Origin of the sequence: Exilibacterium tricleocarpae (assembly GCF_007004655.1) — a bacterium.
GTDB lineage: Bacteria > Pseudomonadota > Gammaproteobacteria > Pseudomonadales > Cellvibrionaceae > Exilibacterium > Exilibacterium tricleocarpae.
In genome coordinates, this window is record NZ_ML660109.1 from 45,413 (window position 1) to 59,818 (window position 14,406).

General features: G+C 58.6%; 14 protein-coding genes. 9 read left to right on the top strand and 5 right to left on the bottom strand.

Going from position 1 to position 14,406, the window contains the following annotated elements:
• Positions 1–48: 48 nt before the first annotated feature.
• From zwf to pyk, 4 genes are all read left to right on the top strand, one after another.
• A complete protein-coding gene (gene zwf, locus FKG94_RS24805) occupies positions 49–1,560 on the top strand; it encodes a glucose-6-phosphate dehydrogenase (RefSeq protein ID WP_142929650.1) in 1,512 nt (503 codons plus the stop codon).
• Between the two features lie 61 nt (positions 1,561–1,621).
• Positions 1,622–2,251, top strand: coding sequence for a bifunctional 4-hydroxy-2-oxoglutarate aldolase/2-dehydro-3-deoxy-phosphogluconate aldolase (locus FKG94_RS24810; RefSeq protein WP_142929651.1), 630 nt, complete (start codon positions 1,622–1,624; stop codon positions 2,249–2,251).
• Between the two features lie 219 nt (positions 2,252–2,470).
• Positions 2,471–3,481, top strand: a complete 1,011-nt coding sequence (gap, locus tag FKG94_RS24815) for a type I glyceraldehyde-3-phosphate dehydrogenase (RefSeq protein ID WP_142929652.1) — start codon at positions 2,471–2,473, stop codon at positions 3,479–3,481.
• Between the two features lie 85 nt (positions 3,482–3,566).
• Positions 3,567–5,021: a pyruvate kinase gene (pyk, locus tag FKG94_RS24820; protein WP_142929653.1), complete on the top strand. Its 1,455-nt coding sequence runs from the start codon at positions 3,567–3,569 to the stop codon at positions 5,019–5,021.
• Between the two features lie 49 nt (positions 5,022–5,070).
• Here pyk and FKG94_RS24825 read toward each other — a convergent pair whose 3' ends face one another.
• On the bottom strand, positions 5,071–5,271 hold the full coding sequence (locus tag FKG94_RS24825; RefSeq protein ID WP_142929654.1) for a hypothetical protein: 201 nt from the start codon (positions 5,269–5,271) through the stop codon (positions 5,071–5,073).
• A 190-nt stretch (positions 5,272–5,461) separates the two neighbouring features.
• Here FKG94_RS24825 and FKG94_RS24830 point away from each other — a divergent pair, with 190 nt between their 5' ends.
• The 4 genes from FKG94_RS24830 to FKG94_RS24845 all read left to right on the top strand — a co-directional run bounded on the left by FKG94_RS24830 (position 5,462) and on the right by FKG94_RS24845 (position 8,797).
• The gene (locus FKG94_RS24830; protein WP_142929655.1) at positions 5,462–5,803 is read left to right on the top strand and encodes a BolA family protein; all 342 of its coding nucleotides are present in this window, start codon (positions 5,462–5,464) and stop codon (positions 5,801–5,803) included.
• A 76-nt stretch (positions 5,804–5,879) separates the two neighbouring features.
• The gene (gene trhO / locus FKG94_RS24835) at positions 5,880–6,812 is read left to right on the top strand and encodes an oxygen-dependent tRNA uridine(34) hydroxylase TrhO (protein ID WP_142929656.1); all 933 of its coding nucleotides are present in this window, start codon (positions 5,880–5,882) and stop codon (positions 6,810–6,812) included.
• An 83-nt stretch (positions 6,813–6,895) separates the two neighbouring features.
• Positions 6,896–8,425, top strand: a complete 1,530-nt coding sequence (locus tag FKG94_RS24840) for a hypothetical protein (RefSeq protein ID WP_142929657.1) — start codon at positions 6,896–6,898, stop codon at positions 8,423–8,425.
• 72 nt (positions 8,426–8,497) lie between these two features.
• Entirely contained in the window at positions 8,498–8,797 is a 300-nt protein-coding gene (locus FKG94_RS24845; RefSeq protein ID WP_142929658.1) for a hypothetical protein, read from the top strand.
• A 38-nt stretch (positions 8,798–8,835) separates the two neighbouring features.
• Here the strand turns inward: FKG94_RS24845 and FKG94_RS24850 are convergent, their stop codons facing one another.
• From FKG94_RS24850 to FKG94_RS24865, 4 genes are all read right to left on the bottom strand, one after another.
• On the bottom strand, positions 8,836–9,366 hold the full coding sequence (locus tag FKG94_RS24850) for a hypothetical protein (RefSeq protein ID WP_142929659.1): 531 nt from the start codon (positions 9,364–9,366) through the stop codon (positions 8,836–8,838).
• A 525-nt stretch (positions 9,367–9,891) separates the two neighbouring features.
• Complete coding sequence (locus FKG94_RS24855) at positions 9,892–10,479, bottom strand: DUF4202 domain-containing protein (RefSeq protein ID WP_142929660.1); 588 nt, start codon at positions 10,477–10,479, stop codon at positions 9,892–9,894.
• A gap of 12 nt (positions 10,480–10,491) precedes the next feature.
• Positions 10,492–11,232 carry a fumarate/nitrate reduction transcriptional regulator Fnr gene (fnr, locus tag FKG94_RS24860; protein ID WP_142929661.1) on the bottom strand — a complete coding sequence of 247 codons (741 nt, stop codon included), beginning with the start codon at positions 11,230–11,232 and terminating at the stop codon, positions 10,492–10,494.
• A 122-nt stretch (positions 11,233–11,354) separates the two neighbouring features.
• The gene (locus FKG94_RS24865) at positions 11,355–12,671 is read right to left on the bottom strand and encodes an oxygen-independent coproporphyrinogen III oxidase (RefSeq protein WP_142929662.1); all 1,317 of its coding nucleotides are present in this window, start codon (positions 12,669–12,671) and stop codon (positions 11,355–11,357) included.
• A gap of 294 nt (positions 12,672–12,965) precedes the next feature.
• Between FKG94_RS24865 and FKG94_RS24870 the strand changes: the two genes are divergently transcribed.
• Positions 12,966–14,360 carry a sensor histidine kinase gene (locus tag FKG94_RS24870; protein ID WP_142929663.1) on the top strand — a complete coding sequence of 465 codons (1,395 nt, stop codon included), beginning with the start codon at positions 12,966–12,968 and terminating at the stop codon, positions 14,358–14,360.
• Positions 14,361–14,406: the final 46 nt, after the last annotated feature.

The following is a 14,406-nucleotide window of genomic DNA, read 5'->3' on the forward strand; positions in this document are numbered from 1 at the left end:
GCCTGGTGACAGAGCCCGCACTGAAATTGACGGCAAGCGAGATAACCCATGACCAAAGAGCCTGATCTTCCCGGCCTGGATATCGTTATTTTCGGCGGTACCGGCGACCTTTCCATACGCAAGCTGATGCCGGCTCTGTATCGGAGCGAGCTGGAGGGCAAGCTGGCTGCCGCTACCCGTATCTTCGCCATCGCCCGCAAATCCCAGGCGGTAGCCGCATTCCAGGCCAAGGTGCGCCAGGGGCTCGAACACTATTTGAACGATGGAGAGTTGTGCGAAAAGCGCTGGCAGGTATTCAAAGACCGCCTGCACCCGGTGTCCCTCGATATCGCCGCCGTCAATGAGCAGTGGGACAGTTTCGCCGACCAGTTGCAGGCCAGTCCCCAGAGCACAGCCGTCTTTTACCTGGCCATCCCGCCATCGCTCTACGGCCAGACCTGCGCCTGCCTGGCGGAGAAGTCGCTGATTTCACCGCAGTCGCGCATCGTGCTGGAAAAACCCATCGGTTACGACCTGGAATCGGCGCAGGCCATCAATGACCAGGTGGCGCAGCACTTTGACGAACATCATATTTACCGCATCGACCACTACCTCGGTAAAGCAACCGTGCAAAACCTGCTGGCGTTGCGGTTCACCAATTTATTGTTCGAGACGCTGTGGGACGGCAAGTCCATCGATCAGGTGCAGATCACGCTGGCGGAAACCGTCGGCCTGGAGGACCGGGTCGAATTTTACGACCGCGCCGGAGCCCTGCGCGACATGGTGCAGAACCACCTGTTACAACTGTTGTGCCTGGTGGCGATGGAGCCGCCGCACAAACTCGATGCGGAGAATATTCGCGCGGAAAAGCTCAAGGTGCTGAAGGCGCTGCGGCCGATAACCGGCGATGATATTCACCGCCTCACAGTGCGCGGCCAATACGGGGAGGGGGAGGTCAACGGCGCGCCGGTGCCGGGTTATCTCACCGAGCTGAGTGCCGAGAGCAAGACCGAGACCTACGCGGCGATTCGCGCCCATATCGATAACTGGCGCTGGGCCGGCGTGCCTTTTTATCTGCGCACCGGCAAACGCCTGCAGGAGCGGTTTGCGGAAATTGTGATTCAGTTCAAGCCGGTAACCCATCTGGCTTATGGCCGCGCCGCGGGCCAATTGCAGCCCAACCGCATGATCATTCGCCTGCAGCCGGACGAGGGTATTCAACTGCAGCTGATGGCGAAAGAACTGCATCGCTATGAGCCGCACCTGAAACCGGTAACGCTCAACCTGGATTTTGCCAACACCTATGAAGGGTTTTCCAGCGATGCCTACAAAAGGTTGTTACTGGATGTAATCGCCGGCGACCAGAGCCTGTTTGCACACCGGCATGAAGTGGAGGAAGCCTGGGGTTGGCTCGACCCTATTTTGGCGGCCTGGCACCACCCCCGCAACACGCCCCACCCTTATCAGGCGGGAAGCTGGGGCCCCGAGCAGGCCGATGCTCTGCTCGAACGCTATGGCCATCACTGGGTGAATCCGGACCCGGCAGACGCGGACCCGAAGGACGCCGGCGCGCGCAGTTAATCGCTCAGGTCGGCCCATCCCGACCTGAACCAGAATCAAAATCAGCAGAAGGTAACTGAATTTGAACCAGAACATACAGCAAATTATGGCAATGGCACCGGTGATTCCGGTGATGGTGATCGACAATCCGGATCACGCGGTACCCCTGGCGCGGGCATTGGTCGAGGGCGGTCTGCCGGTATTGGAGATTACCCTGCGAACCCCGGCGGCACTGGCGGCCATCGAACAGATTCGCGCGGCACTGCCCGAGGCGGTGGTCGGCGCCGGCACCGTTATTACACCAGCCGATATGGATAAGGCCAGTGACGCCGGCGCGGCGTTTATCGTCAGCCCCGGCGCGACCACACGCCTGATCGATGCGGCGGTTGAGCGCGGGGTCAATTTCCTGCCCGGTGTCAGCTCCCCCAGCGAGGCCATGGTGCTGCTGGAAAAAGGCTTTTCCCGTTTGAAGTTTTTTCCGGCGCAGGCGGCCGGTGGTATCCCCATGCTGAAATCGATCTACGGTCCGCTGGCGCAGTTGACGTTCTGCCCCACCGGCGGCATCAACCTGGCCAATGCCGAACAGTATCTGGCGCTGCCCAATGTCGCCTGCGTGGGCGGCTCCTGGATGGCGGCACCGGAGTTGGTGCAACAGGAAAACTGGCAAGAAATAAAAAGCCGTGCCCAAGCGGCGTCGCAGTTGGCGCAATAGCCTGCTCGCAGAGAGAAGCAACACGGGAGGCGTTTTGATTCCTAGTGCTTCGACCAATAAAGATTTTCACTTCGGTGGCACTGAGGGCTCTACCCGGATCGAGTCCGCACTAGCTAAGAGCACCGGAACCTGTTTTAGGTAAAAATCTTTATTGGTCGAAGCACTAGGTAACAGCTTCCGACAACTGACGACTAAACAACGAATGGAAGGTAGTGCAGCATGACAATCAAAGTAGCTATTAACGGGTACGGGCGCATCGGACGCAACGTGCTAAGGGCGCTCTATGAGTCCGACTATCGCGATCGCATTGAAGTTGTCGCCATCAATGATTTGGGCAGCCCGGAACTCAATGCCCATCTGACGCAGTTTGACAGCGTCCACGGACGCTTTCCGCTGGCTGTGGCGGCCGACAACGGCGCGCTCGTAATCGGCGCCGATCGCATTGAAACCCTCGCCGAACGCAATCCTGCAGCGCTGCCCTGGGCAGCGCTGGATGTGGACGTGGTCTATGAGTGTACCGGTTTGTTCACCCATCGCGACAAGGCCGCCGCGCACCTGCAGGCCGGCGCTAAAAAAGTGATTATCTCGGCGCCGGGCAGCGATGTGGACGCCACCGTGGTCTACGGCGTAAACGAGGAGGTACTGACGGCTGCCAGTACGGTGATTTCCAACGCCTCCTGCACCACCAACTGCCTGGCTCCGATTGCCAAGGCGCTGCACGACACCCTCGGCATTGAACAGGGCTCGATGACTACGGTGCACGCCTATACCAACGATCAAAATCTCAGTGACGTGTACCACAAAGATGTTTACCGGGCCCGCTCCGCCACGCAGTCGATGATCCCCACCGCCACCGGCGCCGCCCGCGCCATAGGCCTTGTGTTACCGGAATTAAAAGGTAAGCTTGAAGGCATGGCCGTGCGCGTGCCCACGATTAACGTGTCCCTGGTCGACCTGCATTTTCTGGCCGGTCGCGAAACGTCCGTGGCGGAGGTCAACGCGATCGTCAAGGAGTCAGCCGCCAGTGACGCTTTCAAGGGTGTATTGGCCTACAATGCGTTACCGCTGGTGTCGATTGACTTTAATCACAACCCCGCGTCTTCCACTTTCGATGCCAGCCAGACCATGGTGTCGGGGCGCTGGGTAAAAGTCATGTCCTGGTACGACAACGAGTGGGGTTTCTCCAATCGGATGTTGGACACCACGCTGGCGCTGATGCAGGCGGCATGAACCCTGACGCGACTATGCCATCGGCAGGCCGCGGGCAACCAACAGGTCGAGAGCAACCAGCAAGCCGAGAGAGGAGTTAACACCGGTGAGCACATTTAGACGGACCAAAATTGTCAGCACCCTGGGGCCCGCCACCGAGGACCCGCAGGTGTTGGAGCAGTTGATACTTGCCGGCGTCAATGTGGTGCGGCTGAACTTCTCCCACGGTCACGCCGACGACCACCGGCGCCGTGCGGAAATGGTGCGCAAGCTGTGTGCCAAGCACGGTCGCTATGTGGCGGTGCTGGGCGATTTACAGGGCCCGAAGATCCGTATCGCCCGCTTTGCCGCCGGCAAAGTCGATCTGGTCGCCGGGGCCGCCTTTGCCCTCGATGCGGGCCTGGACAGTAATGCCGGCGACCAGACCCAGGTGGGTATCGATTACAAATGCCTGCCTGCGGATTCCGCCCCCGGCGATTGTTTACTGCTGGATGACGGCCGCCTGGTTCTCAAGGTGGAAAGTGTCGACGGCCAGCGTATCAACTGCCGCGTTGAAGTCGGCGGCACCCTGTCCAACAACAAGGGTATTAACCGCCAGGGCGGCGGTTTGTCGGCGGCCGCCCTGACCGACAAAGACCGGGAAGACATTAAAACGGCGGTGGCTATCGATGTCGATTATCTCGCCGTGTCCTTCCCGCGCTGTGCCGCCGATATCGAACAGACACGCGAGCTGGTGCAACAGGCCGGCGGGCACGCCCGTATCGTTGCCAAGGTGGAGCGGGCCGAAGCCGTCAGCGATGAGGCGACACTGGACAGTATCATCCGCGCTGCCGACGCCGTTATGGTGGCGCGCGGCGACCTCGGGGTGGAGATCGGCGACGCCGCGCTGATGAGCGTGCAGAAGCATATGATTGAGCGGGCCCGCAAACTCAACCGCGGCGTGATCACCGCCACCCAGATGATGGAATCGATGATCACCAGTCCTATGCCGACCCGGGCCGAAGTGTTCGATGTGGCCAACGCCGTGCTCGATGGCACCGATGCCGTAATGTTGTCGGCCGAGACCGCCGCCGGCAGTTACCCGGTGCAGACGGTGGAGGCGATGGCCCGGGTGATACTGGGGGCCGAGCAACACCCCCAGGCGCACAGCTCACCGCTGAAACTGCACGATCGCTTTTCGGAAATTGATGAATGCATCGCCCTGTCGGCAATGTACGCCGCCAATCTGCTCGACGGGGTCAAGGCCATTATTTGTTTGACCGAGACCGGATCGACCCCGTTGTTAATGTCCCGTATCAGTTCGCGGTTGCCGATTTTTGCGTTTTCCCGCCACCCGCAGACACTGCGGCGGGTGGCGCTGTTTCGCGGTGTGCAGACGGTGCCGTTCGACAGCGACGGTATTGCCAGCGAGGATATCAACCAAATGGCGGTCAACGAACTGCAGGCGCTCGGCGTGATCAAAAGCGGCGACCTGATCATTCTGTCCAAAGGCGACTACGTGAATGTTCACGGTGGCACCAATACGATGAAGATAGTCAGGGTCGGGCAGGCGGTAAAATAAGCTGCCGGTTGCGATCACTTCACTGCTTTGGCGGCGGGCCCGGCGGCATTTAGTGGGTTTCTTCGCCGGCCTCGCCCGCTAGGGTATAGGCGTAATAATCTTGCGCCAGGGTGCGGGATTTGTGCCGCCGATCCCTCGATTTGCGGCGTTTCCTGTGATACATATCCACTCGCATTTCCCTGCAGAGATCAAGTTCAACGCGCCTGTCGCGCCCCCTGCGGCGATCGACGAATACTTTGACATCTTTCATAACTGTACTGCTGGCTCACTTACTGCTGTCATGCGTCTTTATAGCTTTAAAGTGTAGACCACGGGGGCGCAGTGGGCAGGGGCAAGAGGTGTAATTACCCGCCAAAGCTAATGCCAATAAGTTATGGGCACCGCCGCTGTGATAACCCGTATATAATGGGGCCGGTCATATTACCCTTGAGGGAGAATCCATGCGCGATCCGGATCGGGGCCCCGGCGTAGTCCAGGCCCGAGTGCAAGCCAAGCTCGGCGACTTTTTCCAGCCGAGCCATCTGCAAGTGATAAACGAAAGCCATATGCACAGCGTGCCGCCGGGCTCAGAGTCCCATTTCAAGGTGGTGCTGGTGGCGGCGGCCTTTGCCGGTCAACGCAAAGTTCAGCGCCACCAGCAGGTATACGCGGTACTGAGTGAGGAGATGCAGGAGGCGATTCACGCCCTGGCGCTGCATACTTATACGCCGGAGGAATGGCGGGACAGGACGGCGGCTCCGGCGTCTCCCCAGTGCCTGGGGGGCAGTAAAGCTGATACCTGAGAAAAACCCGCAAGGGCTGTCCATAAATTAATCGCTTGGGTACAATTGCCCGCTTTCGTTTACCTGAGTCAACCCCATGAGTGATATTGTTGTCGCCGCCCTCTATAAGTTCGTCGCGCTGCCGGATTACCGCGCGCTGCGGCAACCCCTGCTCGATCGCTGCAATGCGCTGGCCGTCAAGGGCAGCCTGCTGCTTGCCAGCGAGGGTATTAACGGCACTGTCGCGGGCTCGCGCGCCGCCATCGACGCACTGGTGGCTTATCTGCGCAGCGACCCGCGCCTGGCGGATATCGATCATAAGGAGTCGTTCGACCGGACCCAGCCGTTTCACCGCATGAAGGTAAAGTTAAAAAAAGAAATTGTAACCATGGGGGTGCAGGGGATAGACCCCAATCGGGCTGCCGGTACCTATGTGGCGCCGGCCGACTGGAATAGACTGATCAGTGCCGACGATGTGCTGGTTATCGATACCCGCAACGACTACGAGGTGGCGGTGGGCACGTTTGCCGGGGCCGAGAATCCCAAGACCAAAAGCTTTCGCGAGTTTCCCGCCTATGTTGACGCTCACCTGGATCGCGATCGGCACAAAAAAGTGGCGATGTTCTGCACCGGTGGCATCCGCTGTGAAAAGTCTACCGCCTACCTGAAACAACAGGGTTTTGAACACGTCTACCATTTGCAGGGCGGTATTTTGAAATATCTGGAAGAGGTGCCGCCGGCGCAAAGCCTGTGGCGCGGTGAGTGTTTTGTTTTCGACAATCGCGTCTCGGTGGACCACGATTTGCAAAAGGGTAGTCTCGCGCTCTGTCACGGCTGCCGCAACCCCATCACCGCCGCTGATAAGCGCAGCGATAAATACCTGCCCGGCGTTGCCTGCCCGCAGTGTCACGACCGGCAGACGGAGCGCCAGCGGGCGCGATTCAGTGAGCGACAACGCCAGGTGGAACTGGCGCAGGCTCGCAACCAGACTCATATCGGCGCGCCACCGCCGGCGCGACAACACAAGTAGCAGAAGTTGAGTGCGGCGGGATTGGGCTTGTAACAGGTAGCGTGAGGTTGATGATAAACAGTATGGGGCTGATGATAAGCAGCATGAAATTGAGCGCTGTTGCCGCAGCGGGTAGCAGGCGCCGCTGTCTTTGGCTGCTGGTGTTGGTGTGCTGGCTGCACGGTTGTGTATCCACGCCCGAGGTTGCGTTTCGCGATCCGGCCCTGCGCGAGTGTGCCGGGGTTTACCAGACGCTGAGTCGACAGGTGGAGCTTGCCGGTGTGCGCGATGCCGCCTTCCATCGGCTGGCCGGCTTTCCTTACCTGCGCAGCTCTCGTTTTCTCGGCAGCTTTGCCCCGCAGCTGGACACTGCCGATTACCGGCAGGTGGAGCAATGGCTGCAGCATTTGAATCAACTCGCCGTCGAAGGCCTGTTATTGGAATCGCTGCAACTGCCGCGGCAGTCGCTGTCGCAGGCGGGGTTGCCTGCATCTGCCGGCGAACTCGACGACCGCTTGCGGTCTTGCGGGGCCCTGTTGGTTGCCGATCTCAGTCGACGGCCGGCACCGGTTGCCGCGGTCGTGGCGCGCGCCCGTCCCGCCGATCGCTACCAGGTCTGGAAACGGTGGCTCGGCCTGTATCCGCTTTCCGCGCTGCCGTTTCGGCGCGGCGTGGTCAACGAGCACCGTCATATCCAAAGTCTGGAACAGGCGCACTATCGCAGTGCCGGCGCGTCGCGGCAGCAGCCATTCAACCGCTATGCACCGGCGCCGGGCGGCCCGGTGTCAGAGGCAGTGACGCGCCTGCGCCGTGCAGCCAGAGACAGTTTGGGTATCCCGCGGCTCAGTCCCGCTGACCGGCAACGGTTGCTGGCCGCCTGGGCGCCGGCCTGGCAGGTGGAGGCGCGCGACGACAACGACCGTATCGGCGAGCTTTTCTGGGGCGCTGACGGCGGCATAGGCCTGAACCCGGATCGGCCGAAAGTTTATACATTTGTAACCTTTGGCCGCTACCATGGCGAGGTGACCGTGCAACTCAATTACAGTGTCTGGTTTTCCGGGCGCGAGCCGAATGGGCGTTTTGATTTGCTGGCGGGGCGGCTCGATGGTTTGATCTGGCGCGTGCATTTGTTGCCTTCGGGGCAGGTGCTGGCGGCAGACAGTATCCACAACTGCGGTTGTTGGTATCAACTTTATCCCGCACCGGCTTACCGCGCGGAAGTTGCCAATCGCCTGTACCGGGAGCCGATGTTTATTGGCGCCAGTGGGCATATCGATTTTACCCGCCCGCTGACCCTGACGCTGCAGGCCAATACGCACCTGTTACTGGCGGTCGAAAACCACCGGCGCGTACATGAATCGGCCCGGGTATTACAGGCGATGCCTTACAATGAACTGCGGGCCTTGCCGCTACCCGAGGGCGGGCGGCGCAGTCTGTTTGCCGAGAACGGTCTGGTGCCGGCATCGCGGCGCGCAGAGCGCTGGCTGTTCTGGCCCATGGGGGTCGCCAGCCCCGGCGCCATGCGCATCATCGGTACCCACGCCACCGCGTTTATCGGCCGGCGTCATTTCGATGATCCGGATTTATTAAACCTGTTGCTCCCGGAAAATAATATAGGTAGTGATAGGCAATAAGTGTTAGTGCACGATTACAGTTTATGGTGTAATAGCCGTGTTGTATGACATCAGTCACAGATAGACGAACTTATGGATTTTACCGCCTGGAAAGTTGATCTTTCAGCCTTGAGCGCCAGCCACGAAAGTGGCTTCACGATTCAAATCGAAGGTAACCCCAAAGACCCGTCAAGCGTCAGCCCGGGTCGCTTTCCCCCGACGTTGAACGGTGTCGATCAAGCGCGCCTGTTGCGCCACGGGATGGAGGCGATTGCCAAAGCAGCAGCGGCGGTAAAGACCAAACCCGCCGCCCCCAAGAAGCCGGCCTATGTTCCTCCCGCCAACAAACCCAAGCGACCGGTTCTCTCGCTGAAAAAGAGAGAACAGGCTTAGCCTTAGCTTGGTGTTACATCAGTACCACAATAACCAAGCTAGTGGCGGGTAACGAATTGTCCTCTGATTTGCAGCAGGGTTTTGTGATTGTCGACCAGCTTAAACAGCAGATCAAATTTTTCCGCTGCCACCTGAGTCGACGCATCGCCGGCTTCGTCGGTATAGGTCGCACCTTCCACCAGTGAAGCAAGTTCCACGCTCACCGATGTCATCGCGGCAAAAATCCTGTCCGTGGTTTCCGCATCTTTGAACAGCCTGCCGTAATCCGTATATTTGAGATATTGATCACATTCCGCCAACCACTCCTTGCGCTGCTCGATAAAGCGACCGGTATTGCGCATGCCACCGCGATGTTTACTCTCCAGGTGTTTGAACCTGTAACTCTGCAGGCTTTTCATCGAGGTGGTCATGAACTCGCCGGCGATATCGTTGCAGTACTTGCGTGTCAGGTAGCCGGGAAAATCTACACTGTACTTGGCCTCAGCCAACTGTTTTCGGCACTCCTCGTCACAGGACAGAGCCTGTGGTGTCAATCCGAATAAGAAGAAAAGGCATATAATCTTTTTCATGGTCGCCCGCCTTTTTTATTGTCTGCTGTGTGTAGTTCGTCACACATTTCAGTCTCGATTTAATGGATATTCACATTAGGTGTCAAGGGGTGCCCCGCCGGGCGAAACGAGGTTTGCGTAGGTCCCACGTGGTGTAAGCCGTGGGTCATCAGTCCGGCGCGGGCCTGCTCACGTGCGCCCTTAACTGCGACCGCAGGTAACCGGCGCAAGGAAAAAACCTATAAATCAAGGCCCTAAGGCCAGGGTGTGGCAGGTGGCGGGCGGATCGACAGTTTGCGTCAGGGGTTGCAATTTCTTGTAATAAGTGTTCCCGACTTATATTGCGTTTAGTGCTGAAGGGTTGTTTCTATAGCAAATTAGTCTAGTTTTGTCGCAATTTTTTTTGCCAAAAGTTAGAGGACACTTGGTCTCTATGGGTGATGAGTCCTGGTTTGACACGGGTCGCGCCGGCAGGAGTCGGTACCTATAGTGCAGCCCGGAATAGTTTTTTTCCAGCGGCTTGTATTAGGTTATATAGTCTGCTGATCAGGCCAGGGCTTTGTCGATGAGTGCTGACAGATGTGCCGACAAGGGAAGTTGCAGAGCCGCCTGATGGCCTCGTTCCGACATCTTGTGCCAGGTTTTTTTGATGATATCCACCAGCTTTTCCGGGCTGTGTTTTTTCGCAAAATCCGCTAAATAGTGTTCGAGGAAAACCAGGCACACAACATCTTCCAATAACTGCACTTGCGCGTTGCGTTTTAACTGCTTTTTTTGCAGCAGCGTTTTAACCTGTTCGATGGCGTCGGTATCGTAACCGGCGGCCGCCATGATATCCCCCGTAGTGGCGGCATGAAATCGGGCCAGGTCGGTGCGCCAGCGCTTGTAGCCGGCACGACCGAGCGGGTAATCCTGCCTCGGAATTTTCCATCGCTGAATATGTTGCGCGTGCACTGCGATGCGCACCAGGTCTGATGCCTCGGGTGCGAAGGTGGCCAGCCGGGCGGTCATGCGCTGCGAATACAGGAGCTCCCGGGGCACGTCTCGGCCCTGGTGCAGTTCGGTGTTGGGGTCTTGCTGGTTGGCCTGATCAATCTGTTGAATGACTGCGGTGAAAGCGGCTTGGGTTTCCATGGCGCGGGCAGTTTAAAACCCGATCGGGTTGGCTACTGCCTGCAGTTTGCCGAGTTCGACGATTTCGATTTCTTTCTTATCGACTGTCAGCACGCCCTGTTTCTGAAAGCGGCTCAACACCCGGCTCACCGTCTCCACCGTGAGGCCGAGATAGTTGCCGATATCGGCGCGGGACATGGGCAATCGAAAGGCAGTAGAGGATAACTGGCGGCGCTGGTTGCGACTTGAAATACTCACCAACAGTGCGGCGACCCGCTCTTCGGCGCTGTTTTTGCTCAACAGCGTAATCAACTGCTGATCGGACGTGATCTCTTTGCTCATCAACTGAAAAAAGTGGCGCTGCAGACTTGGGATTTTAATGCTCAGTTCTTCCAGCCGGGTAAACGGAATCTCGCACACCGCTGTGGTCTCCAGGGCGATGGCTGAGTTGGTGTGGCGGTTGGTCGCCAGCCCGTCCATACCGACGATTTCGCCGGGCAGATAAAAACCGGTTACCTGTTCCTGGCCGTCGTTGGTAATGTTGATCGCTTTGACCGTGCCGGAGCGCACGGCAAACACTGAGACAAATTCATCGTTGGCCCGATAGAGGTAGTCGCCTTTTTGCAGCGGGCGGCTGCGCTGGATAATATCGTCCAGCTTGTCGATGTCATCGATGTGCAGGCTGATCGGCAGGCAGATCGAATTCAGTCGGCAATTACCGCAGGAAACCTGTGGATTAGTGTGGCAGCGGGTGTCTGACGCGAATTTATCCATAGTTACACGAGCGGTCTCTTTTAACTGTGGCATGGTACTTCCCTTGTTACTGATTGGTATTTGCCGTTAGCAATAGGCCCGTCAAAAAACGGGCGCAGGTCTCAGGAAATATTTTTCGGGCGTTACTGTTTTGTATAACGTTCACTGGTGTCTGTGCTTGTAGTCTTGTGTTGGTCCAGCAATCCCTCCATAACGAGCGCATCACAAATTGCCCGTAGATGCAGTATGCCTATAGGAGGTAGGTGCATACAGGCGCGATCTTTAAATTGCACCAGAGCGTGAGAACCGCTGCTCAACTCGCTCGCCAGCCGCCGGATGGATTGGCGTAGCAGCGGCATTAAATGCAGTTTGTAGCGCGACTCCATATACGTGATATCCAGGCGATGGTAGCAAAGTAACTGGTCGATAACCAGTCGTAACAGCTGCCCTTGCTCGTCCAGTGAGTAGCTCCCGATCACCGGCGATTCGCCGTTGCCGACCTTGTGGCAGTAGGTTTGCGGGTCCGGTTCGTTGCGCTGATAAGTTCTGCCCAATTGACCATAGGCACCGGGGCCCAAGCCCAGTAAATCGGCGGCATTGCTGGCGTTGTAGTTCAGTAGTGTGCGGCGCAGGCGATAGTGGCGCTGCGCCACCGCGAGTTGATCTTTCGGCAGCACGAAGCAATCGTTGCCGAGCACCCGGTAACCGTTGTTGCGCAGGGCGTTAAACAGCAGCGTAAAGTGATCCTGCAGCTCGCTGCTGTTGGCGCAGGCAGTGGCCAGAGGGTCCCAGTGGTAGTCTTCCAGCGCGTCGCATAGATAGACCCGTTCGAATTGCAGGTGAATGATGGTGTCGATGAGGTGGCGCAACTGGTGGGGTTTTTGCGCGTGGAAGCCATAGACGAGTTTTATTCCAATACTGGCAAAGCCGTAGTCCCGCAGCGCCCGTATGCGCTGGGTCAACACGGGAGCGACATCGTCCAGCTTCGAGGACAGCGCCGCCGGGGGCAGGGTGACCAACAACTGGTTAAACCCCAACCCCTTCAACAGGGCAACCTGTTCCTCTGTGGTCTGAAAGATATCGACCTCGGCGCAATATTCATGGCTGTCACCCGGCAGCAGGCGGAAATGGCTGCCGAGCTGATGCATGGTGGCGGTCAGGTCGCCGAGGCCGAAGTCATTGAACGGGTTGCGCCACATAAGCTGACTGACCGGCCGCTGGCGGAGGTTGTGGGGTTGGCTGGCAATTTCCCGGCCCAGAGCGCCCGCCAGTGCCGGGGGGAGTTCAGCGCCGCGCGCTTGCAGTGGAATATTGATACAGATCGCCAGCGGCGCGATATTCAGTGAACGGTCGCTGTCGGCGGCCCGGGGCGTCGGCCAGGGGGACTGGTTCAGCAGCGCGGGGGAGGGGTAGCTGCCGCTGGCTGCTCGGGTGGCATGACTTTCAAAAGCTGCTGACATGGTTTCCGGAGTATCTTGGGTTTTGGAGTATCTCGGGTTCTGGATTATCTTGGTTCTGGAGTAGCTCGGCTCCGGATGATCGCGGTTCGAGATTATCCCGATTCGAAGCTATCTTGTTATGAAATCCCAGTAGGCGGCTAAAGAGTAAGTCCGGGGCTCTGCGGGAGGCTTGATACAGATCAAACAAGCGCGGAATTGCCCGTTTGCGCAGTGCCGGTCGACCGCAAAGCCGGATCGCGTCTACACTGAAACTCAGAGTCTTCACGGGTTATCACAGGTACAGATATCAACTTTATGCATGCGCGACTGCAAGCCACACTGGCCGACTTTCTCAATGCCGGGTTGGACCCTCAAGCCGTTTCGCCTGTGGCCTTGAGACAGTACCGCACGGTCAATACCTGCGCGGCGATTGTCTGTGTGGCGAGCCTGATTTTTCTCTGGCGGGCCTGGCAGTGGGACATCCTGCCGCGCATGCTGTCGCTGGGATACTGCACCTTGACGGCCGGGGCCGGTCTCTGGATGTTGCGCCGGCGCACAGGTCCGGCATTGGCCGCACACCTCGTTTTGAGCGGTGTCTTCGTCGCCATTTGCCTGGGGGCCTACAGCAGCGGCGGGATTGGCCGGGTGGTGGCCGGCTGGTTCTATATTGTGCCGATGCTGGCCGGGCTGATGCTCGGGGCCCGGGCCTGCTTGCACTGGGGGGTAGCGACAGTGCTGGCGATTGTCGCGCTGCTGGCGCTGGAGAACCTGGCCGGGCCACTGGAAGACATGACGCCGATCCGGTTTCGTCATAGTCAGGATCGATTACAGCAGGTTGTTCAATTAGTTACGATTATACTCATTACACTCAGTTACCTGCGCCAGGTACAGCAGTCGGAGTCGGCCCTGTTGGGTATCATCGAGCGCAACAATGAGGAAATCGCCGCCCGTATCCGGGCCCAGGAGGAGGCCCAGGCCGCCAATCGCAGCAGAAGTGAATTTCTTGCCAGTATGAGTCACGAATTGCGCACCCCCCTCAATGCGATTATCGGCTTCAGCCGCAGACTGGTGCAAAAATTGGAGGCCGGGACTGAGGTCGACCCGCAAAAAACCGATATGGCCCTGGTCAGCATTCACCGCAACGGTCTAATTTTGCTGAATTTTATTAACGACCTGATAGCGATTGCCAGGGCTGAGTCGGGCGGTGTCGTGTTGAATTACGGCAGCGTGGAATTGACCCGGCTGGTGATGCAGGCGCTGGCGCGGGTTGAGGCGCAGGCCCAGGCAGCCGGACTATACCTGCGCAACCAGTGCCCGGCCGATATGGTGATTGAGGCCGATGCGGGTCGACTCAGGCAGGTGTTCGACAACCTGCTCAGCAATGCGGTGAAATATACCGATAGCGGGGGTGTGGTGGTTACCTGTGGCTCCAGCTCCCGTTTTGGCAGCGGCGAGGGAGTGGCGGTTAGCGTGCGCGACAGCGGCTGCGGTATTGCCCCGGAGCAACAGCCCTATCTGTTCGAGAGCCATACCAACATCGAAGCGCCGATGACCCGGGCAGGGGCGTCCAGTGGGCTGGGGCTGGCCCTGAGCCGGCGCTGGGTGCAGCTCCACGGCGGCACTATCGAGGTAGTCAGCGAACTCGGCGAGGGTACAGAATTTATCGTTCATCTGCCGCGCAAAAAAAGCGTCCCGCAGAACCCGCTTTAAGTGCCTCCGGCGCCTGTTGCCAGCGGTCTGTCGGCAGTTTCCCGCC